The sequence below is a fragment of the Bacillus sp. FSL R9-9410 genome (genome assembly GCF_038050385.1).
Taxonomy (GTDB): domain Bacteria; phylum Bacillota; class Bacilli; order Bacillales; family Bacillaceae_G; genus Bacillus_A; species Bacillus_A cereus_U.
The window spans coordinates 2,936,741-2,957,240 of sequence record NZ_JBBOTV010000001.1; the positions used below are offsets into that span (position 1 = coordinate 2,936,741).

Consider the following 20,500-nt stretch of genomic DNA (forward strand, 5'->3'; position numbering starts at 1 on the left):
CATCTCCTATTCTATCGTTTTCTTATCATTTGGCAGTAACCATGAAGTTAGTCCAATTAATGGTAAACAACTACATAATAGCATAATAAACTGAAGACTATACATATCAGCCAATTTCCCAAGAACTACAGCACCTAATGCTCCAAGTCCAAACGCAAGGCCGACAATTAAACCAGATACCATTCCAACTTTCCCTGGAACAAGTTCTTGTGCATATACAACGATTACACTAAAACTACTAGAGCTAATAAATCCAATGCATAAAAATAACGGTACAACCCACATAAGAGAAACGTGAGGTAACAATAGTGCTAGCGGCGCTGAACCGAGCATCGAAAAGACAATGATCTTTTTCTTACCGAATCGATCCGCTAGCGGACCACCAAAGAAAGTACCTAATACACCAGCAATCATAAAAGCGAAGACGAAATACTGTGCATTTTTTATAGATAAACCGTAATGCTCTATTAAATAAAATTGATAGAAATTCCCGATACCAGCACCGTACCAAGAACGTACGAATGTTAGAAAAACAAGAAGTATAATAACAAATTTAATGTGCGTACCTACAATCGCATTTTCAGCCTCAAGTGCAGCCCTCTTTTTCCTTCTTACAGCACCAGTCGCTAATTCATTTTTATACCAATTTGAAACAAAAAATAACAATACAATCCCTACCGCTGCGAAAGCAGTAAAACCTAGAGAACCAATTTGACCTAGTGGAACGAAAATGAGCGCTGTAAAAATAGGTGCTAGCGAATTCCCTGTATTTCCTCCCACTTGATAAATCGCTTGTGCTAAACCACGTTTGGCACCTGCCGCCATATAAGCAACTCGGGCACCTTCTGGATGAAAGACTGCGGAACCTAATCCAATAAATAAAACAGAAATAATAACAATAATAAAATTCGGGGCAAACGCGAGCCCAATCATCCCAAGCATGCTCGAAAACATACCGAGTGGTAATAAAAATGGTGACGGCTTCTTATCTGAATACATACCAAAAACCGGCTGCATAATCGATGACGTCATATTTAACGCGAACGCTATCCACCCTACTTGCATGTAGGATAAATTCATCGTTTTTTCCAAAATAGGAAACAACGCTGGCACAACTGCTTGCATCGAATCATTCAAAAAATGTCCGAAACTAATCGCAAATAATATTCGATATATCGTCGGTGTTTCTACTGTATTTTTTTGTGAAACTGCCTGCATATACGAATCGCTCCTTCCTGTACAAAATTTATATTTATTACATTAAGTGTAATAAATTCTGAGTTTTGAAACATTTCTATTCTATACTGGTTTCATTTCTTTTTCCAGAAATTCAACTTGTACAAAATATATATTTTTTCTATATGCTTTGTCGGATTTATTTATATGAACTCTTTGTATTTTCTTTTATACTGGGACAGGATGAAAGGAAGGCTTGCAACTATGAAGAAAAAGACGATCCTAAAACATATTAGGATCGCCTTTTTTTATTAAATAGAAAAACGCTTATATTTCTCATAATCACTCGTCTTACATTCTAGTGCCATTTTCGTACCTTCGTTTTCATAACTCGTAGATAAAACGTGTGAATGATTGTTGAAATACGAAACTACCTGTCCTTGATCATATGGAATTAACATTTCACACTTCGTATACTCTTTATAAATGTGTGAACGAACCACTTCTACAAGCTCTTCAATTCCAACATGTTTCTTCGCAGATAGATAAACGCGATCTTCTTGCACTTTCGGAATTTCAACATCTACCAAATCTGATTTGTTATATGCATAAATCGTCGGGATATTTTTCACGCCAATTTTCTTTAACGTTTCATTTGTAATATCAATTAATTGCTCATAATTGGGATTTGAGTAATCTACGACGTGAATGAGTAAATCTGCTTCCGCCACTTCCTCTAGCGTTGAACGAAATGCTTTCACAAGATGATGCGGTAATTTACTTACAAATCCAACTGTATCCGTTAATAAAAATGATTTATTATCTGGCAACTCAATATTTCGTACAGATGTCTCTAACGTCGCAAATAACATATCTTTTTCAAATACTTGTTTCTCTACAGTTCCATTAAAAATTTCAAGCATCGTATTCATTATCGTTGATTTACCTGCATTCGTATATCCTACTAATGACACAACTGGAATTTCATTTTTCTTACGTTGTTTACGCTGCGTTTGGCGCTGCGCAACAAGTGCTTCTAATTCTTTATTTAGAGCTGCAATTTGTTCTTCAATTTTACGACGATCTAATTCCAACTTCTTCTCACCGACACCTTTATTTTTCGTGCCAACTCCCCCGCTTTGTCTTCCTAAAGATTCACGAAGACCGATTAAACGAGGCATCATGTACTGAAGATGGGCCACTTCTACTTGCAACTGCGCTTCTTTCGTTTTCGCACGTTGCGCAAAGATATCTAAGATTAAAATGGTACGATCAATTACTTTACAATCTAAATCCTCTTCTAAATTTCGAATTTGTGAAGGAGATAATTCATCATTAAAGATGACCATATTTGCATCTGCTTCTTTCACATACGCTGCTACTTCTTCAATCTTCCCTTTTCCAATATAATGCGACGGATTTACTCGTTGTAAATTTTGCGTCACTTGACCGATTACTTCCACATCACAAGCTTCCGTAAGATTTGCTAACTCTTCCATCGAATATGCAAAATCAGCTTCCTTACCTAAATTTACTCCAACTATTATTGCTCTTTGTAATAATTCTTCCATATATTTATTCCTCCATTTCGATTACGCAAAATAAAAAACACAGGTCACTGCCTGTGTTTTCGTAAACGGATAAGGGTTCACCAAAGAAATAGAAGAAAGCAGTGCTTTCGTCCTATAACATGGTCAAAAAGTCCTAAGATAGTATACGTATCCAACAAGTGTTCACCTATACTAGCCCATTCTATTTATAAAGGCAAAACAAAAAGAGGGCGTATTCGTCCCTCCCTCTTTTTCACATATAAGCTTAATAAAGGGTTCCTTTAAAATAGGCAGACCAATCCCGTTCACTCTGCACACAGACAGAGTCTTTGAGCGCTATTCAATTATCGGCACAAAGTATTGAGACGTAATCTGATTAAGATCAAAGGAAGCCCCTCCGTTCATTTTAAGTTACATAAAGTGTAGCATAAGTAATTCGCTTTCACAAGATTAAACCAACTATAGAAACAGAAAGAAAATCTTTATATTTTTACTTTAATCGTCATTTTTTGCGAGTTCTTCTCACAATGAAAATAACAACAGCAATTATCAATAACAGACCGATGGAAATGATAGCAACTTGCCACCAACTTAAGCCACTCACCATCTCCCCTTTTAAATCCACTTTCTTCGTTGGAACATGCTCTTTTGTAATATGACTTAAAGCCACTTTGTCCGCCCCTGCCTCATCCAATCTCTTCGTTCTACTACAACTATGTGTGTATAATTGTTTTTCTGATTCTCTTTGAGAAGAAAATACTAAGTACTCTCCTCCTTCTACAAAGTGAAACACACAATCACCACCATTTGTATATACGATAATTTGCGAAGAAGTTGTTCCTTTCCAAATTTTCTTCACTTCAAATAACACTTCAATTCCACCCCCTTCTTTCCTTCCAACCTCAATTACTTTACCCTCAAACACTACATCATTTTTTTGAAATGCATCTTCTGCTGATACGTTAATACAATCACAAGCATAAGATTTTTCTGGAAAAATAATAAGAATAAAGCTACAAATAATGACAACAGGAAACATGTGTAAAATTCTATTCAAGGAGCTCACCTCTCTTCATTATCAATTTTAGAAACTTCTCGTATATTATTTTTACGTCATTCGCCAAATTCCTCCATAGTGAATTAAACATTATCGTTTCAATACAATAAAAGTCTTTATTGAAGTTTTTGTAATCTGATATTAGTATCAGGTTATAAAAATAAGTTAGGAGATGTTCCTATGAATTCTAAATCTCGTATTACCGCAATTGGTACTTATGTTCCAGATCAAATATTGTCTCATAACGATTTAGAAAAGAAGGAAATTTAAATAATGGAGATACACTTTTACTGTACGGTTTTGGCAGCGGCCTTACGCATTTAGGGCTTATTGTGGAGTGGGATTTAAACTGAAATTTCCTTTTATACAACTAACATTACGGTAAATGAAATTATATTAACGATTCCAGTTAAACTATTAGTTAATCGCAAAAAAGCTGCATTCAAAGATTGGTTACCTCCCTTTGAACGCCGCTTCTTTTATCTAAATTTTATTTACCTGTCCGAGACCATATCACGACAGGAATAAGCAGTAAGGCTACAGCCCCTCCCGCTAATGATAATGCCGCATAACTTGAATTAGCTACTACCATTCCTGACATTGCTCCACCAGAAGCTCCAGCTAGTGCAATAAATACATCTACTTTCCCTTGTGTTTTTGCACGTGTGGAAGGCTCTGTTGAATCAACTATTTGAGCAGTACCACTTATTAATCCGAGATTCCATCCTAATCCAAGTAAAGAAAGTGCTACAACTAATAGTATTAAAGAGTCGTTTGGTGCCATCGCAGCTAGTACACCGGCAGCAAGCAATATAACTCCACCAGCTATACTCATCGCTGTCCTGCCAACTTTATCAATCAAAATTCCTGTAACAAGTGATGGAAGGTACATTGCCCCTACGTGGAATCCAATGACTAGCCCTACTTCACTTAGTCCATGACCATGGTGTCCCATATGTACTGGAGTCATAGTCATAATCGCAACCATAACTACTTGAGTAAGTATCATAACGATTGCTCCGACGGTAATGCCCCTTTTATTTTCTAACGTTTCATTAGTTACCAATTGTCCTTTATATGTATGTTCCTGTTTATATCTTTCTATTATGTTAGCAATAATTAACGGATCTGGACGAAGCAGAGCGAAAAGTACAAGTCCCGCAAGTATAAATGCCGCTGCCGATAATATGAACGGACCAGCTAGTTCAGGAATTCCAATTGAATGAGCAAAATTGCCCATTACACCTACTAAATTCGGTCCCGCTACTGCACCGAAAGTCGTCATAACCATTGTAATACTAACTGCGGTTGCTCGTTGCTTCTTATCTGCTAAATCTGTACCTGCATAACGAGCTTGTAGATTCGTAGCTGTACCCGCACCATAAATAAGCAAAGAAACAAGTAAGAGAATAGTACTATTTGTTAAAGCTGCCATTACAACTCCAATAGCTCCAAGTCCCCCTACCATAAAACCTGTTGCAAGTCCTACTCGGCGCCCATATCGTTGCGAAAGCTTTCCTACTACGAAAGCCGCTATCGCAGATCCCAATGTAAACATAGCAGCCGGTAATCCTGCATATGCATCTGTTCCAAGCATTTGCTGTGCAAGAAGTGCACCTACTGTAATTCCAGCAGCTAATCCCGCTCCGCCAAACATTTGTGAAATACTTACGATTAGTAACGTTCGTTTATATAATCTTTGTTGGTCTTCTTCTGTATACATATGGTTACTTATTGAAGCATCCGCCTTACCTAGCATTTTCTCACCCTCCTTTTGAAATTAATCCCTCTTGTTAATGTACTATAATTATTGTTTCATATTCAATGACAATTGTATTCGTTACTTGAACGACACTCTCATTGATCCATCTAATATAAGTACATTCTAACTAAAAAAAAGCTGTCCCATAGTTTAGTTTCACCTACTTACGGGACAGCTCCTCTTCATGTTTCATACCCACCTCTTATAATGAAAAAATCTTTCTATACTATTTAACCCCTACATCTTGCACAGATTTAATGTCCTTTTTCTTTCCTTCTTTTATTTCATTATAATAAAAAGGTAATTCTATATTATGTTCTAAGAAATACTCCTCAATTAATGAAATAATCACTTTTAATGTTTTCAAACGGGCGTATAATTTATCATTACTCGCAATAATATGCCATTTAGCATTCGGTTTATCTGTGTTTTCAAACATGTCTTCCGTTGCTTCGACATACTCATCCCATTTTTCACGATTACGCCAGTCTTCATCTGTAATTTTCCATCTTTTAAGAGGATTAGTCTCTCTTTCTTTAAATCTCTTCAACTGTTCGCCTTTACTAATATGATAGAAAAACTTCCCTATTATATAATGATCATCTGTTAATAGTTTTTCGAAATCATTAATTTCATCATACGCTCTCGTCCATTCTTCTTTTATAGCAAAACCTTCAACACGTTCAACTAATACACGCCCATACCATGAACGGTCGAATATAGTAATTTGCCCGTACTGAGGAAGTTTCCGCCAAAAACGTTGCAAATAATGATACCGTTTTTCATGAGGAGCAGGCGCGCCAATTGGATTTACTTGGAATCCACGTGGATCAAGATGTTCAGTCACTCGCTTAATCGCTCCGCCTTTACCTGCCGCATCCCAACCTTCCATAACCATCATAACGGCTATTTTCTCTTCTTTTAATATTTGCTGTAGTGCCAATAAGCGCATTTGATATTTTTCCAGTTTCTTATTGTACTTAGATTTTGATTCAATTCTTTTCGTTAAATCTACTTTAGCAAGATGCTCTTTTTCCATAATGCGAATCCCCCTTGTTATATGACAATGTTATTTTAACATATTTATTGGTAATTTTTTCATATTATTATTCTTTTGATTCATACGTAAGACTCTCCATCTTTAGTTCAATAAATTGATACAAAAGCGTGATATACGTACCAACAAACAGATGTAATTGAACGCTAGACACAAAAAATGCTGTGTAGAAAAATCTCTACACAGCTTCCTTATCTAATTCCCCTTAATATATCACTTTAATAGCATTTATCTTTTGACACATCCACTTATACTACAAACTAATTACCGGTGGAATACCTGCTTCCGGTAAAAAATAAGCAAACACTGTAAAGCCGATAATTAATATTGCAAATAACGACGTTACAACTCCAACCGGTATTGTAAGAAAGATAGCAGTCGAACTTTTCCTTATAGAGAAAATAATTGAATATATCCCGATTAATAGACTTAATATTGCTACACTTATATACACAACTACCGCATACCAAAGATTAACTTCCAATAAAACACCCGAAATAAATATATACAAAAATAATAATTGTAGAAAAATACTACTCCCCGTGCTTACTAGTACTTTCAATATAATGTTCTCCCTTACAATTCACTTTGACTGGATTTGATGTGTATCAGCATATGGATCGCGTATATACCAACTATTAAGCAGACGTGTCAAGTATAACCGTAGCGAATACTATAATGATTCCTAAGCCGAGACTCATACTCATACCCCTATCACCTTACATTATATGGTATATTTTCTCGAACAGAGCGAATAATAACAAATAACTTTGTTAAAGAATGGGGGTTTTTCAAAATGAAACGAAAAATAATATCTCTTTTTTCCCTTATCTGCTTAGCACTACCAATACAAGCTAGTGCATACACATTTCAATCACTACCAACTGCGTCAAAGTCTAAACAGTGGTATATCGAAATTGACAAATCTCATAACTCAAACAAGCAAGCGGTGCAGCCAAAACAAGGTGTATATGATACGTATAGTTTACTCTTAAAAAATATTGGTAATGATGTATCAAATGTATCCGTGGAAATACTTGATAATAACCCTACATCTAAAGCTACCTTTAATCCTACTACATCAAATAACAACGTTTCAAAAAGTCATACAAGTTTTGATTACATGGTGTTCCCATTAGACTTTAATAGCCATAATTTCAAAGTCGTCATTACTTGGGAAGAAAAGAATTTCTCTTACAACGGCCATCCAGTACATGAGGGTAAAAAAATGAAGCAAACATTTGTGTTTAACGAAGAGTAAGTCCTAATTTGATTAGGGCTTACTCTTTATTTACAAAACCAGATTGAATTGCTTCTGTCACTTCTTTTGCAATATGTATTTTTGTAGCGTCTGCACAAATTTTTTTGTCCCAAACATGTACGGAAGGCTCTTCATTAGACAAATGTTTAATTAAGATGAATCGATTATATGTCATTTTATTTTCTATAGGGGTAGCAATATACACCGTAAAATTCTTTGCTTCAAATACCTTTTCTTCCACAACGTATTTACATCCCAACTCTGCTACTACTAAATCGTTTAGGTTTTCTATAGTCATATACCATATCCCCCTTTTAGCCTACATGATCAATCGAACCGCCGAATACTTGGTACAGACAATGCCACTCCAATTGTTATGAGTACTAAAATAGCTAGCATTATAATTGTTATCTTTCCACCTATTACAGTAGCTAACCAGCCTACAACCACATACCCTAATGGCAATAAAGCAAATGAACCTAACATATCAAGGCTTGCCACTCTTCCAAATGCTTCTTCTGGTACAAGCTCTTGTAAACTTGTTTCCCAAATGAGCCCAAATATCATAATACCGAATCCTTCAATTGCCATTAATCCAATTAAGGCAGGTGCCCAAGAAACGAAAGGCATAATTAATAGTGCCATTCCACTTATTAAAACACCGCCATACGCAAGTAATCCTCTCTTATGCCACTGCTGCCTCCCACCAAAAATTAGCGCTGCAATTACAGCTCCAGCACCAGAAGCAGCCATACCCAATCCATATACATAAGCTTCAAAATGATGATGAACATTAAACAACCATGGAATTAATACAACGATAATGCCTGCATAACAAATATTAACGAAAGAAAAGACTAGAATAGTAATCCACAACCACGGATGGCTTTTTAGAACAAGAATCCCTTCCATAAAATCTTGTTTGTAATTGACTTTATTCCTTTCAAATTTCTGTACTTTATTAAACTTTATTTCTTTTAAAAATAATAAACATACAAATGATAGCAAATACGTTGCTGCATCTAGTCCGAAACCTATCCCTGCAGATGTAACTGATACTATTAACCCACCAAGTGCTGGGCCAATTAATCGTATGCCTTGATTACTCATTTGCGTTAATGCGTTAGCTGCATTTCGAATTTCCGGTACAAATACTTTCGCTCTTACAGCCGCATACGCCGGCTGAAATATACCTTCCATAAGTCCATATAATGCAACGAGTACATATAATGCAACGAGTACATATAATAGCGTAATCGTTAACAAATCCATAAATATAAGTGTTGCAAGTAATAGCATTAATATGCAGCGGATTATATCTGTAAATAACATCAATTTCACCCGGTCAATTCGATCCACGACTAATCCAGCAAATGGTAACGCAAGAATATTAGGAAGCATGTACATTGCCATAGTCATTCCCATTACAACTGTTGAACCAGTTAATGAATACACAACGACTGGCAGAATAACCATCGTTATCGAACTACCTAAAGTCGAAAGTAATTGCCCAATCCATAAAAACTTAAAGTGTGGTGACACTTTAACTGGCAATAACAATTTACCGACATAACCTAAATTTTTCTCTGTTGGTATTTCTCCTTGCATATCTCTCTCCTCTTTTCAAATTAAGTTAATATAGGATTAAACACAGAAAATTCAATCTTTAATACCTTTAATTATATATGAAACTATTAAATTATTGGTAAAAATACAAAAAAGAAAATCATAATGAATCTACAAATATTAAGTGTTGAATATAAATAAAAAAGGTGTTTTCATATATGAAAACACCTTTCCACTTTATAATTTTAAGTTCTTCTTCAATGTCCAATACTTTTCTTGAGCATTTTCAAGCGAGAACTCTACCCAGCCATTTGGATCTTCACGATATACATTTACTTTTGTACCATTCTCTAATTTTCCAACTTCATTTTGTGTAACGTTTGGTACACTCTTAATTGGATTGTTAAACGGGAATGGAACTTGATAGTAAGATCCTACAGTTTGAACAGTAGCTTTCGCATCTTTTGCATAATCTTTATATGGAATTGTTTCGCCTAATGCCTCTACATTTAATGTATTAGGGTTTTTCGGCAATCGGTTTATATTTTGATAATCTTTGTTATTGAAAGGCTTAATACGTTCCATAATATTAGCGATTTTGCCAGCCCATTCTTTATCAGTTGAATACATTACATTCATCGCAGGTAATGTGTAACCTTTGAAATACTTAGCACCTTGTTCTAAGTAATTCTTTCTCACATAATCAGCATTGTATGAAATACTTAATCCATAAGATGGTAAATATTTTGCATGTGCGAATGGATCCCAATCATACGCTCGTAGTCCAAATAAATTATGTTTACGATATGCAATTTCTGATTTCCCGTATCCAGACTCTAAGATTGCATGTGCTGCTAAATATAAAGAGTTCACGCCATACTCGTTTTGCGCTTTAATAAAGTCTTGTCCAACTCCAACAAGCGGACTATCGGGATGATATCTTTTAATATAATTATCAATCTCTTGAGCTGTTACATTAGAAGGTAATGTTACATCTAAATCGATATATGATGCCATGGCGTTATATAAAAATTGTGCATATTCTTCCCGTGTTAAAACACCTGTTGGATTAAATGCACCAGCTCCATTACCTGCAGCAACACCGTTAGACTCTAATGCACTAATCGCTTCATTTGCCCAATGATCTTTCGGAACATCATTAAATGTATGATTAGCTTTTACTTTTAGTTTAAAGGCTTTCTGTAAAATTACAGCCATTTCAGCACGAGTTACAGATTCTTTCGGTCTAAATGTTCCTTTACCATCACCTACGAAAATCCCCATATCTGTTAAAGCTAAAATTTCTTTTTGGAACATTGTTGTCCCTTCGTTAATATCAGAGTATGGATTTTTATATTCGCTTTTCGCTTCTGCCTTTAACGCACGATACATTAATGCAGCTACTTGCTCACGAGTTACAACATCCCCGAATCCAAACTTCCCATTATCATATCCTGCAATAATTTCTTTTGACGTTAAATTAGTAATTGCTTTATACGACCAATGACCTTTCGGAACGTCTGGAAAATCTTTTTCAGCTGCAAATGAAGTTGCCGGAGCCATCACTACTTGAAGTGCGACTGTCACTGCTAACACATTAGAAATAATTTTTTTCATATTTTTTAACACGTTATGTATATGCTTGTCCCGTGTTAACTTGCCTCCCTTTATAATAAAATTTTCCCTATTAAACTAACAAACTCTTAATTCAATTAATTAGTCAACAGTAAAAGTATACGTGATAAAAATAAACTAATCTACCATTATTTTATTTATAATCAGCATAATACGATATATCTTTTTATTTCGATACAAAATTATATAAACTCATATAAAAAGCCCATCTCTATATAGACGATGGGCTTAGCAAACGATATTTTTTTATTTAGCTAAACGATACTTTGAAACATTGAAACCTTTCCACTCATAATAATCTAAAATACCAGCATAAATTGCCTCTGCAGCAATTTGCCTTCCTGATTCAGTAGCTAATTTTCCATTATCTATATTATTATCTATAAAGGCAAGCTCTGTTAAGACTGCTGGTACTGTATTTTTATTTACTACATAAAATGAATGATCATCTTTTATATTTCTATCTCTTGTATGTAGTGCTTCTACTACTCGTTTTTGAATTTTTTGTGCTAATACTTCGCTATCCTTTTCAATCTGTGTCTCTTCCCCAGACTTGGATTTTTTATAATAATATGTTTCCGTTCCATGACCATCATGATTTTCAGAAGAGTTTGCATGAATGCTTACAAATATATCTCCATTGTTCTCTTGACCAAATTTCACTCGATTCACAAGAGATTCATTCTTGTTACTTCCTGGATTTCCGTTCTCTTCACGTGTTAACAAAGCTTTTAAAGGTGTATTTTTTTCTAACAACTTCTGTAATCTTAAAGATGTATCAAATACAATTTCACTTTCCTTTACACCTTGCCCTGGATTCCCTGGATCAAATCCTCCATGACCAGGATCAATAATAACTACCTTTTCCACTAATGGATTTCCAACTTTAATTGAATCAGCCTTTTTAATAAATTGAGCTGCTTCTGCTTTAGTTAGAATTTTTTCAGGCTCCCATTTGTTACCAGTACCAACAGAAATCCCTAATTCAACTAGGATGTTAGCTTTTGCTTTACCCCAGCTTTTTTCTAAATCACTGAATTTAGTTGCTGGAGTACCGTTTACTTTAGAATCTAATTTGTAAGCTTCTACAATAAGAGATGCCATTGAAACGCGGTCGATTTTTCCAGTTGGATCGAATACGCCGACATCTTTCCCTTTAACAACACCAGCTTTTTCTACAGCTGCGATGTATGGGGTATACCATCCGTTTTGAGAGTCACCGAAAGATGGTTTAGCATCTTTATCGAATGGTAAGTTTAAGATTTTAGCCATCATTGTAGCTGCTTCTGCACGAGTGATCTCTTTTCCAGGCTCGAACATTCCTTTCTCGTTACCTGTAACTGCGCCTTTTTCTGCTAAGTAGTTAATAGAATCTTCTGCCCAGTGCCCTGCTGGGACATCTGGAAACGTTTTTGTTTGTGCGAAACTACTAGATGAATAAGATAATATACTAGCTGCGATTACTCCTGCTGCGATTATTCTATTTTTCATAGAATATATTCCCCTCTCAAGTACAATATTTTTATATAACAGAATAATTATAGTTCTGAAAATTAGTAATAGTCAATCGTAATTTGTATAATTTTGTCTTATTATTGTATTTTTTGGAACGAATAACTATAGTTAAACTATAAGATACTCATTTTATAAGAGGAGAGATTCGCATGAGTACGAATTGGAAAAGTATCGAACACCGCATTTATACAATGTGTATGATTCAGCGTAATAACGAAGTATTACTAATACAACGGCCAGATCATCTAGGTTTCCCTGGTTACATCGCTCCGGGTGGAAAAGTAGATTTCCCAGAAAGTATCGTTCAAGCTGCTATACGAGAAGTAAAAGAAGAAACTGGATTACTTGTTTCCAATTTAATTTTTAAAGGATTAGACGAATATGTAAATCCAAAAGAACAGGTTCGCTATATGGTTTTCAATTATTGGACAAATTCATTTGAAGGTAGCCTTCTTCCTCACCCTCCAGAAGGGGAATTAACATGGGTTCCAATTGATTCCGCGTTACATCTTCCTATGCAAGGGTGGTTTAAAGAAAGATTCCCATTTTTTTTTAAAAAAAGCACTTTCGAAATTCAACGTGTTTGGGATCGAGACTTAGATAAACAAGTTGCTATGACAATTACCCATACGTAAACAAGCTTGGAATCTCTCCAAGCTTTTCTTACTTTCCCTCTATTTTCTTAATCTCATAATCAACTTCTAAAAACTTAACTCCAAATATCCACATTCTATGATTAGCTTCTAATATTTGATCCTTGCTCTCTTTAATAATAAAAGTCTCTGCTAATGGTAAACGTATTGTAAAGAAACGAGTATGTAAATAAATCCCCTCATCTCCCTTACCATTTCTTCTCAGCTTACTAGTAATGATTAAATCATTACTCTTATTACATAATTTCAAAACTCCCGTCATATTCGAATATGGTAAAGGCAATGCGATATTCATATATGTATCGTTCTTGTATGCATGCTTTGAATAAAGGGCTACAAAAATCGTTTGCCCCTCTTCATTCTTTCTTAGCCAAGCCCTCACATTTTCCCTACCATCTCTTGCATCTTTCACACCAATAATAGAACCTTGCATTGCTTCCCACTTACCACCCATTCCTAAATGTATTTGTCCTACACGCTTACTCATTTTCTCATGACAAAATGCAACCGGGCGGAACCAACGATTCCATTTAATATGCGATTGTAACTGATACTCTTTTGTATTTTCATAAAAACGAATAATACTTAAAGGAATCTTCGTCGCGTCAAATGCCTCACTATGAAAATCATTCATTTTATCAACTAAACCTTTGTATTCCTTGCTATCTATTAAATTTCTGTTATGTAAAAATGCTTCACCAACTGTCGCATTTCCTCTTAATTGACTCATTGGTTTCCCGTAATATTTATAATTCGGAGTACTCTTTTCAATCATCCAACCGAGAAATGCTGGTAACGCTACTCCAATTCCATTTACCACACCGTGAATCCAAACCATTTGTGCAATTGTAATCGTCATTACTTGTTTGAAATTCCCGTATGAATATATGAGTGAAAACATAATTGTTACCATGAGTGTGCTAGAAGAAAGAACTAAAAGTACCTTCGCACTTATAGCATTAAATTTCGTTCTCCTCACGTAAACTCCATATCCGTAAATGGCACATAAATATACGAACACTGCAAAAAATTCAAATACCCTCGAATACGTAATTCCTATTGCAACTGTCATTGGAGAAATGACGATGATAAACATAATACCGTCATATAACTTACTTTCCCGTTCTCTTTTTCTTCCAAGTAAACCAGCTGATAACGGCAATAGAAATGCCGAGTAATGAAAGTGTGCCGCTGTGAGCAAAACAATGTCAGAACTAAAGTGCATAATTGACAGCTTTGTTACAGAAGCAAAAAACCAAAAACCACCTAAAAACAAATAAATAAAAGCACTATCTACAGCTGCTTCTTCTAACGGCTTCCATCCTCTTTCTAGCAATCTACTTACACCAAATAATGCAAGAATCCCAGTATACATAAACCAAAGAAGAGCAAAAACGAAATGATTTGTTACGAAAGCTAGCATCGCACTAACTGCTGCAATTGGATATAAAAACGATACAAATTTATAAAATAATAAATACGATCCATTTCTTGTTTCTTTGTCAATAATACAAAATGACATCGGTATAAATAACAAAATAGATAACAATATAATTGCTTCAACAGGATTTACATTCGACCACTCAAACATAAGAAAAGTCGTATAGCAAGCAAGTCCAAATATTATATTTTTCATCTCGTTTATTCCCTTTCCACAAATGTTCCCTTATATGAAAATAGTGAACCAATTAACGGATTTCGTACTTGTACATGAATTCGAAAACGTTGTAGTGTTTCATCATAACTTTCTACAATTTTTGCCTCTCCGTATAAAAATCTAGGTAACGGGATTTTTCTTCCAAACATAAAAAACCATTGTTTCTTTGAAAAAATATGTATCCCGCCTTTTTCATCAATATAAAAATTCAATGTAGAAACGAGTATATGTGGCTCACCAAAATAATCTACAATTTCATTATTCTCTTCATCCAACTTCATAACAGCATTAAAATATCTTTTTTTATTATGAAAATAAAAGGTACGATTCCACCGTACAAATTCTTTCCCCTGTTCATCTCGCTCAGCGGTATTATGTATCACAAACGGAACCTTTTTCCCTCGCTCAGAGAAAAACATACGGAACTTCGATGTAATTTTTAATATTAATTTAACGAAAAAAGATCCTCCATAAATTTCATCCATTTCCCCTTCCCCAATAAAGCTATTTTCCTTTGTTATCGCATATCGTTCCTGCAATTTTGGGTGAAGTCTTTTATAAGAGTCCCCTAATAATCTTTCATAAATATTAACCATATACTTATCCCTTTCTCGTCCTCTTACAATTTTTTGCGCTCGGCAAATTAGCGCTATTCATATAACCAACCATCGATAATCCTATTAAAAGAAGATTTAATGTAATTGGATTAAATGGTTGCGTAAAACTAGCGATATTCGTCGATCCTGCCGCTAATGTTAAAACTATCAACAATATAATATGCAATATAAATAGTTTTCGCTTTTGAAATGGCAATAGCCACATAACACCACATATTATTTCTAAAAATCCAACTATTTTAAGTATAAAAATGCTACTTTCATTCGATCGGATTAGCGCAGAAAGCATCTTTACTTCCTCTGGATGAGTAAAAATCACTTTCGGTACAATCCCTTGATATAACCATACGAAAGCAAATAAAAAGCAAACGAGCCAATACGTCATCGTTCTTCTGATTAACATACTAGGATGGAGACCTTTTTCTAACCATAATTTGAGAGCATCAAAACTCCATGCTGTCGCCCAACCTAATAGTGGACGAAAAATATATAAATCTATCACATTCCCTATACGACCAAACCTTGTATCATAATCATATTGCGTTTCAAAATGAATATGTTCTCCATTCGGTGTATACTTCCAATAACCTCGTCCTATTTGTATAAGTGATAGCTTATTGTCTGTCCAAAATTTCAAAGAGGAAATGCGTTCTCCAGTTTCTTTTTTTATTTCACCTATCGATTCCCCTTCTCCGGCTATTTCAAGCCCGAAACCAATCTTCATTTTATATAAAAACTTCTGTGGTTCTCCTTCTTTTTTCTCTAAATACGAAATTTCCGTAAAACGAGCATCCCACTCTGTATGTATATCAGGCTCTTGCGTATATTCCCATAATTTCTTCATTGTTGTGTTCATTTCTGTTGCTACATAAATAGGCTTTTTCTTCCCCATCCTTCCACCTCCCATGCGCTATAGTTTTAATGTACATGCAATGAATTGATTTTGCTACATTTTTCACAAACTAATCTAAATAAAAGACAGAATTTAAAAAATATATATAAAACACTTGATTCCCTGAAAAATTTAAATTATTATAAAACAAATGTTACCAACAACTTCATAAATCATACACTCTCGCCTAAAACGTGAGATAGAGGTTGCAACGCTTATAAGTATTCTAAAGGAGACACAGAGATGTCTATGATCTTAGAGGAAAGGAAGTGTTGCCGAAATTGATAAATTTCTCTGTATTTATCAATTGGGGCTGTTTTCGAATAGAAACAGAACTGTCATATGTACAGACGTGTACGTATGAAGAGCTATCTACAAAAAAGAGATATCATTTTTATGATATTCCTTTTTTGGCGGTTTTTTTATTAGCTCCGTTTTCTGTTTCCCTTTTCCTGTAACAGCACCATCCTCACTTATTTGAGATGGTGTTTTTTGTTTTTCTCTCTGGTAACTACAGGAATATTGGGATTTGTATATGTCCTAACCTATTCTTAAAAATGGACGAAAGAAGGAATTCGTAATGGAAACGATTGTACAAAAATTTGGCGGTACTTCTGTCGGAAGCGTCGAGCGCATTCAACATGTAGCAAATTTAATTATTGAAGAATATGAACGAGGACATAGTATTGTCTCTGTCGTTTCAGCAATGGGAAAAAGTACGGATAAACTTGTAGCACTTGCTAACGCTATTACTGAAAATCCAAGTAAACGTGAAATGGATATGCTCCTATCTACAGGAGAACAAGTAACTATTTCATTATTAACAATGGCACTACAAACAAAAGGTTATAATGCAATTTCATTAACAGGATGGCAAGCTGGTATTACGACAGAATCTGTACATAGTAGTGCACGGATTACTGACATTAATACTGGTCGTATTCAATCCTATCTTGCTGATGGCACGATTGTTATAGTAGCTGGTTTCCAAGGAGTAAGTGAAGAACATGAAATTACCACACTTGGCCGCGGTGGCTCTGATACGACTGCTGTTGCATTAGCTGCGGCACTAAAAGCGAAAAAATGTGATATTTATACGGATGTGACCGGTGTATATACGACTGATCCACGAGTTGTACAAGATGCTTATAAATTAGATGAAATTTCTTATGACGAAATGTTAGAGCTTGCCAACCTCGGTGCTGGCGTATTACACCCACGCGCTGTTGAGTTTGCTAAAAATCATAATGTAATTTTAGAAGTTCGCTCAAGTATGGAACAAGAAAATGGAACAATTGTAAGGGGAGAATGTAACATGGAACAACAATCAATCGTTAAAGGTATTGCATTTGAGGATAATATTACACGCGTCACAATTAAAGGATTAGAACAAGGTACACTTTCAACAGTTTTCTCTACATTAGCAGCAGCACATATTAATGTAGATATTATTATTCAAAGTATTACAAATGAAGGAACTGTTCACCTCTCCTTCTCAATCCATTCTAATGATTTAAGAGAAACATTAGAAGTGTTAGAACAAAATCAAGAGGCGCTTCACTATGAATCTGTAGAACATGAAAATCATTTAGCAAAAGTATCAATTGTAGGATCTGGTATGGTATCTAACCCAGGAGTTGCTGCGAATATGTTCACTACTTTAAAAGAAGAAGATATTCATATTAAAATGGTAAGTACATCAGAAATTAAAGTTTCTGTCGTAATTGACCGCCTTCATTTAGTAACGGGTGTTGAAGCACTGCATCAATCATTTATGGCGAAAATTGAGCCTTTAGTGCAAATGATTTAATTTCCACCAGTAAAATTTATAACAAATTATATTAATCTATTTCCTTCCTATATAAATAGAAAGCTGTCCACATAGAATTTTAAAACTCTATGAAGACAGCTTTTTATCTTGTTATCAATATCCATAAATCATTATACAACAATTAAATTATTCGTTATACCCTTTCCTAGGAAATATAAATGACTCTACTTATTTCTTATCACATATATCTTTTCTCTCTTTCCCTGGAAAAAACGATCTATATTCGTTCAAAATAACTTTTTTCACGTCAGAGTAAAAAAGGGAGAGTAGCTCTTATTCCACAGCTACTCTCCCTCTCACTTATATTAAAACAGATGAATGTTTTCTTTCTTGTAAGCTTCACGTAAATCGTCAGGCCATACAGAAGATTGAACTTCACCGATATGTGCTTTACGTAAGAAATACATACACATTCTTGATTGGCCGATACCACCACCAATTGTTAATGGTAGTACGTCTTCTAAAATACCTTTATGGAAATCATACTCACGTTTGAAGTCTTCACCAGTTTTCGTTAATTGCTCATCAAGTGATTTACTATCAACACGAATTCCCATTGATGATAATTCGAATGAGGCTTGTAGTACTGGGTGCCAGAATAAAATGTCACCGTTTAATTTCCAGTCATCATAATCGGATGCGCGTCCATCGTGCTTTTCACCTGAACGGAGTGCATCACCAATTCCAATAATAAAGACTGCACCGTGTTCTTTCGCAATTGCATGTTCACGATCTTTCGGTGTTAATTCTGGATATTTATCTTCCAGTTCTTGAGAAGTAATGAAAACAATTTCTTCTGGTAAATACTTTCCAAGGAACGGATACTTTTCAAATAAGTGTTCTTCCAATTCTTTGAATATTCCATAAATTGTTTGTACTGTTTTTTGTAAGTAATCGACAGTACGCCATTCTTTTTGAACGATTTTTTCCCAATCCCATTGGTCAACATAAATGGAATGTGTTGCATCAAGTTCTTCATCACGACGAATCGCGTTCATGTTTGTATATAAACCTTCACCAGCTTCATATCCGTATTCATGTAATGCGAATCTTTTCCACTTCGCTAGTGAATGCACAATTTCTAATTCTTCTCCTGAATGTAACATATCAAACTCAATTGGACGTTCTACACCGTTTAAGTGATCGTTTAATCCTGATTTTTTCGTTACGAATAATGGTGCAGATACGCGGAATAGTTCAAGGCGTTTTGCTAATTGATCCTCGAAAAATGTTTTAACTTCCTTAATTGCGATTTGAGTCTCTCTTACTGTCATTAATGATTGATACATGCTTGTTTCCTCCTAAAATGTTTGGATGTTGTGGAAAAAAGCCAACAAAAAAAGCCCTTCTTTCCCAAAAAACTGGGACGAAAGACTTTGGTTCCGCGGTACCACCCAAATTAGCAACAGAGGTTGCTCACTTATACAGTACGGAGATGAAAAAATCTCGATACTGTTCTTCTTGTAACGGCGAAGTTCCCGGCTAAGTCTACTTTCCTATAAAGGATTTCGGTTAGCGACTCCAGGAGGTTCTTCATAATAGGCTTCGTACCAGGCTCACACCGTCCCTGACTCGCTTAAACTACATCCTACTACTACTCGTCCTTTCATAGTCGTTTTGTTGTCACATCTCTGAAACATTTTATTAATGATTATTCTATACAAAAAATAGATAAAGTCAACAAAAAGTTTTAAAATATTTTTCAATTCTTTATTTTATGCCTTTACCGACTGTTCTTAATATAACATTTTTATTTCCTTTGTCTCTTCAATCCAAAAAACATTTCACTAATTGAAACTAACATATACACAACCAGTAATGTGATCGTTCGAAAAATAGAATCCGCAGTATTTCTTATTATTTTCATTTTATTTGTAATTCCTTTCAGTTTACTCGCAATTTCATGATATACTATAGCATTCAAGCAGTTTGTTTTTACTTAAAGCAAGCATAGTCATTTATCGATAGTATTTTTCTAAAACATTGGCTATTATCAAATAAGATTTTTTATATAACGGAGTGATCATATGAGTAAAACGAAAGCAAAACCGAAAAAAGGTGTAGGACAAGGTACAGGAAGTAAAGGATGGAACCGTTGGCAATCAAGTGCGAAAAAGAAAGCTGCAAAACCATACAAAAGTAAAGGTACAAAGAAATAAAATAAATAGTGGGAGATGAACAACTCCCACTATTTAAAGTTTCACCTTATCTCTTTACTTTGTACAAAACAAAATATAATTATTACAACAAAAAAGCTATGCTTTCATCTCT

The 20,500-nt window shown here is 34.8% G+C and carries 19 protein-coding genes, 2 pseudogenes, 1 riboswitch and 1 other annotated feature; of the genes and pseudogenes, 6 read left to right on the forward strand and 15 right to left on the reverse strand.

Features of this window, described 5'->3' with window-relative positions:
* Nucleotides 1–6 precede the first annotated feature (6 nt).
* From MKX77_RS15240 to MKX77_RS15250, 3 genes are all read right to left on the reverse strand, one after another.
* Nucleotides 7–1,218, reverse strand: coding sequence for an MFS transporter (locus MKX77_RS15240; RefSeq protein ID WP_341307123.1), 1,212 nt, complete (start codon nt 1,216–1,218; stop codon nt 7–9).
* A 269-nt stretch (nt 1,219–1,487) separates the two neighbouring features.
* Nucleotides 1,488–2,747 carry a GTPase HflX gene (gene hflX / locus MKX77_RS15245; protein WP_341307124.1) on the reverse strand — a complete coding sequence of 420 codons (1,260 nt, stop codon included), beginning with the start codon at nt 2,745–2,747 and terminating at the stop codon, nt 1,488–1,490.
* 481 nt (nt 2,748–3,228) lie between these two features.
* Nucleotides 3,229–3,783 carry a cobalamin biosynthesis protein CbiN gene (locus MKX77_RS15250; RefSeq protein WP_341307125.1) on the reverse strand — a complete coding sequence of 185 codons (555 nt, stop codon included), beginning with the start codon at nt 3,781–3,783 and terminating at the stop codon, nt 3,229–3,231.
* Nucleotides 3,784–3,963: 180 nt separating this feature from the next.
* On the opposite strand from MKX77_RS15250, the gene MKX77_RS15255 reads away from it, so the two are divergent.
* Nucleotides 3,964–4,053, forward strand: a complete 90-nt coding sequence (locus MKX77_RS15255) for a 3-oxoacyl-ACP synthase (RefSeq protein ID WP_341307126.1) — start codon at nt 3,964–3,966, stop codon at nt 4,051–4,053.
* A pseudogene (locus MKX77_RS15260) lies at nt 4,035–4,136 on the forward strand (ketoacyl-ACP synthase III); the annotation flags it as partial. The gene MKX77_RS15255 and the pseudogene MKX77_RS15260, both read left to right, overlap by 19 nt.
* A gap of 137 nt (nt 4,137–4,273) precedes the next feature.
* Here the strand turns inward: MKX77_RS15260 and MKX77_RS15265 are convergent.
* The 3 genes from MKX77_RS15265 to MKX77_RS15275 form a co-directional block, all read right to left on the reverse strand.
* Entirely contained in the window at nt 4,274–5,542 is a 1,269-nt protein-coding gene (locus MKX77_RS15265) for an MFS transporter (protein ID WP_341307127.1), read from the reverse strand.
* A 229-nt stretch (nt 5,543–5,771) separates the two neighbouring features.
* Complete coding sequence (locus MKX77_RS15270; protein WP_341307128.1) at nt 5,772–6,584, reverse strand: polyphosphate kinase 2 family protein; 813 nt, start codon at nt 6,582–6,584, stop codon at nt 5,772–5,774.
* A 271-nt stretch (nt 6,585–6,855) separates the two neighbouring features.
* Nucleotides 6,856–7,164, reverse strand: coding sequence for an alpha/beta hydrolase (locus MKX77_RS15275; RefSeq protein WP_215555940.1), 309 nt, complete (start codon nt 7,162–7,164; stop codon nt 6,856–6,858).
* Nucleotides 7,165–7,398: 234 nt separating this feature from the next.
* On the opposite strand from MKX77_RS15275, the gene MKX77_RS15280 reads away from it, so the two are divergent.
* A complete protein-coding gene (locus MKX77_RS15280; protein ID WP_215555939.1) occupies nt 7,399–7,863 on the forward strand; it encodes a hypothetical protein in 465 nt (154 codons plus the stop codon).
* 19 nt (nt 7,864–7,882) lie between these two features.
* On the opposite strand, the gene MKX77_RS15285 is transcribed toward MKX77_RS15280, so the two are convergent.
* From MKX77_RS15285 to MKX77_RS15300, 4 genes are all read right to left on the reverse strand, one after another.
* Complete coding sequence (locus MKX77_RS15285) at nt 7,883–8,161, reverse strand: hypothetical protein (protein ID WP_215555938.1); 279 nt, start codon at nt 8,159–8,161, stop codon at nt 7,883–7,885.
* 29 nt (nt 8,162–8,190) lie between these two features.
* Nucleotides 8,191–9,471 (reverse strand): MFS transporter, encoded by a 1,281-nt coding sequence (locus MKX77_RS15290; protein WP_341307129.1) that lies wholly within the window; start codon nt 9,469–9,471, stop codon nt 8,191–8,193.
* A gap of 195 nt (nt 9,472–9,666) precedes the next feature.
* Nucleotides 9,667–11,046 (reverse strand): S-layer homology domain-containing protein, encoded by a 1,380-nt coding sequence (locus tag MKX77_RS15295; protein WP_341307130.1) that lies wholly within the window; start codon nt 11,044–11,046, stop codon nt 9,667–9,669.
* A gap of 264 nt (nt 11,047–11,310) precedes the next feature.
* Nucleotides 11,311–12,555, reverse strand: coding sequence for an N-acetylmuramoyl-L-alanine amidase (locus MKX77_RS15300; protein WP_341307131.1), 1,245 nt, complete (start codon nt 12,553–12,555; stop codon nt 11,311–11,313).
* Nucleotides 12,556–12,728: 173 nt separating this feature from the next.
* Here MKX77_RS15300 and MKX77_RS15305 point away from each other — a divergent pair, with 173 nt between their 5' ends.
* The gene (locus MKX77_RS15305) at nt 12,729–13,214 is read left to right on the forward strand and encodes an 8-oxo-dGTP diphosphatase (protein ID WP_341307132.1); all 486 of its coding nucleotides are present in this window, start codon (nt 12,729–12,731) and stop codon (nt 13,212–13,214) included.
* Between the two features lie 28 nt (nt 13,215–13,242).
* On the opposite strand, the gene MKX77_RS15310 is transcribed toward MKX77_RS15305, so the two are convergent.
* From MKX77_RS15310 to MKX77_RS15320, 3 genes are read right to left on the reverse strand one after another with little or no spacing between them, the layout of a single operon-like run.
* Complete coding sequence (locus MKX77_RS15310) at nt 13,243–14,868, reverse strand: YndJ family protein (RefSeq protein ID WP_341307133.1); 1,626 nt, start codon at nt 14,866–14,868, stop codon at nt 13,243–13,245.
* Nucleotides 14,869–14,873: 5 nt separating this feature from the next.
* On the reverse strand, nt 14,874–15,485 hold the full coding sequence (locus MKX77_RS15315) for a DUF4166 domain-containing protein (protein WP_341307134.1): 612 nt from the start codon (nt 15,483–15,485) through the stop codon (nt 14,874–14,876).
* A gap of 4 nt (nt 15,486–15,489) precedes the next feature.
* Nucleotides 15,490–16,398 (reverse strand): DoxX-like family protein, encoded by a 909-nt coding sequence (locus tag MKX77_RS15320; RefSeq protein ID WP_341307135.1) that lies wholly within the window; start codon nt 16,396–16,398, stop codon nt 15,490–15,492.
* A gap of 192 nt (nt 16,399–16,590) precedes the next feature.
* Nucleotides 16,591–16,777, forward strand: a riboswitch (Lysine riboswitch).
* A gap of 201 nt (nt 16,778–16,978) precedes the next feature.
* Between MKX77_RS15320 and MKX77_RS15325 the strand changes: the two genes are divergently transcribed.
* A complete protein-coding gene (locus MKX77_RS15325) occupies nt 16,979–18,208 on the forward strand; it encodes an aspartate kinase (RefSeq protein ID WP_341307136.1) in 1,230 nt (409 codons plus the stop codon).
* 189 nt (nt 18,209–18,397) lie between these two features.
* Here MKX77_RS15325 and MKX77_RS15330 read toward each other — a convergent pair.
* Nucleotides 18,398–18,496: pseudogene (locus MKX77_RS15330) on the reverse strand (helix-turn-helix domain-containing protein); the annotation flags it as partial.
* A gap of 38 nt (nt 18,497–18,534) precedes the next feature.
* Complete coding sequence (gene asnA / locus MKX77_RS15335) at nt 18,535–19,518, reverse strand: aspartate--ammonia ligase (RefSeq protein ID WP_341307137.1); 984 nt, start codon at nt 19,516–19,518, stop codon at nt 18,535–18,537.
* A 70-nt stretch (nt 19,519–19,588) separates the two neighbouring features.
* Nucleotides 19,589–19,848, reverse strand: a binding site (T-box leader).
* Between the two features lie 408 nt (nt 19,849–20,256).
* Between asnA and MKX77_RS15340 the strand changes: the two genes are divergently transcribed.
* Nucleotides 20,257–20,388: a DUF3934 family protein gene (locus MKX77_RS15340; protein WP_000047589.1), complete on the forward strand. Its 132-nt coding sequence runs from the start codon at nt 20,257–20,259 to the stop codon at nt 20,386–20,388.
* Nucleotides 20,389–20,500 lie beyond the last annotated feature (112 nt).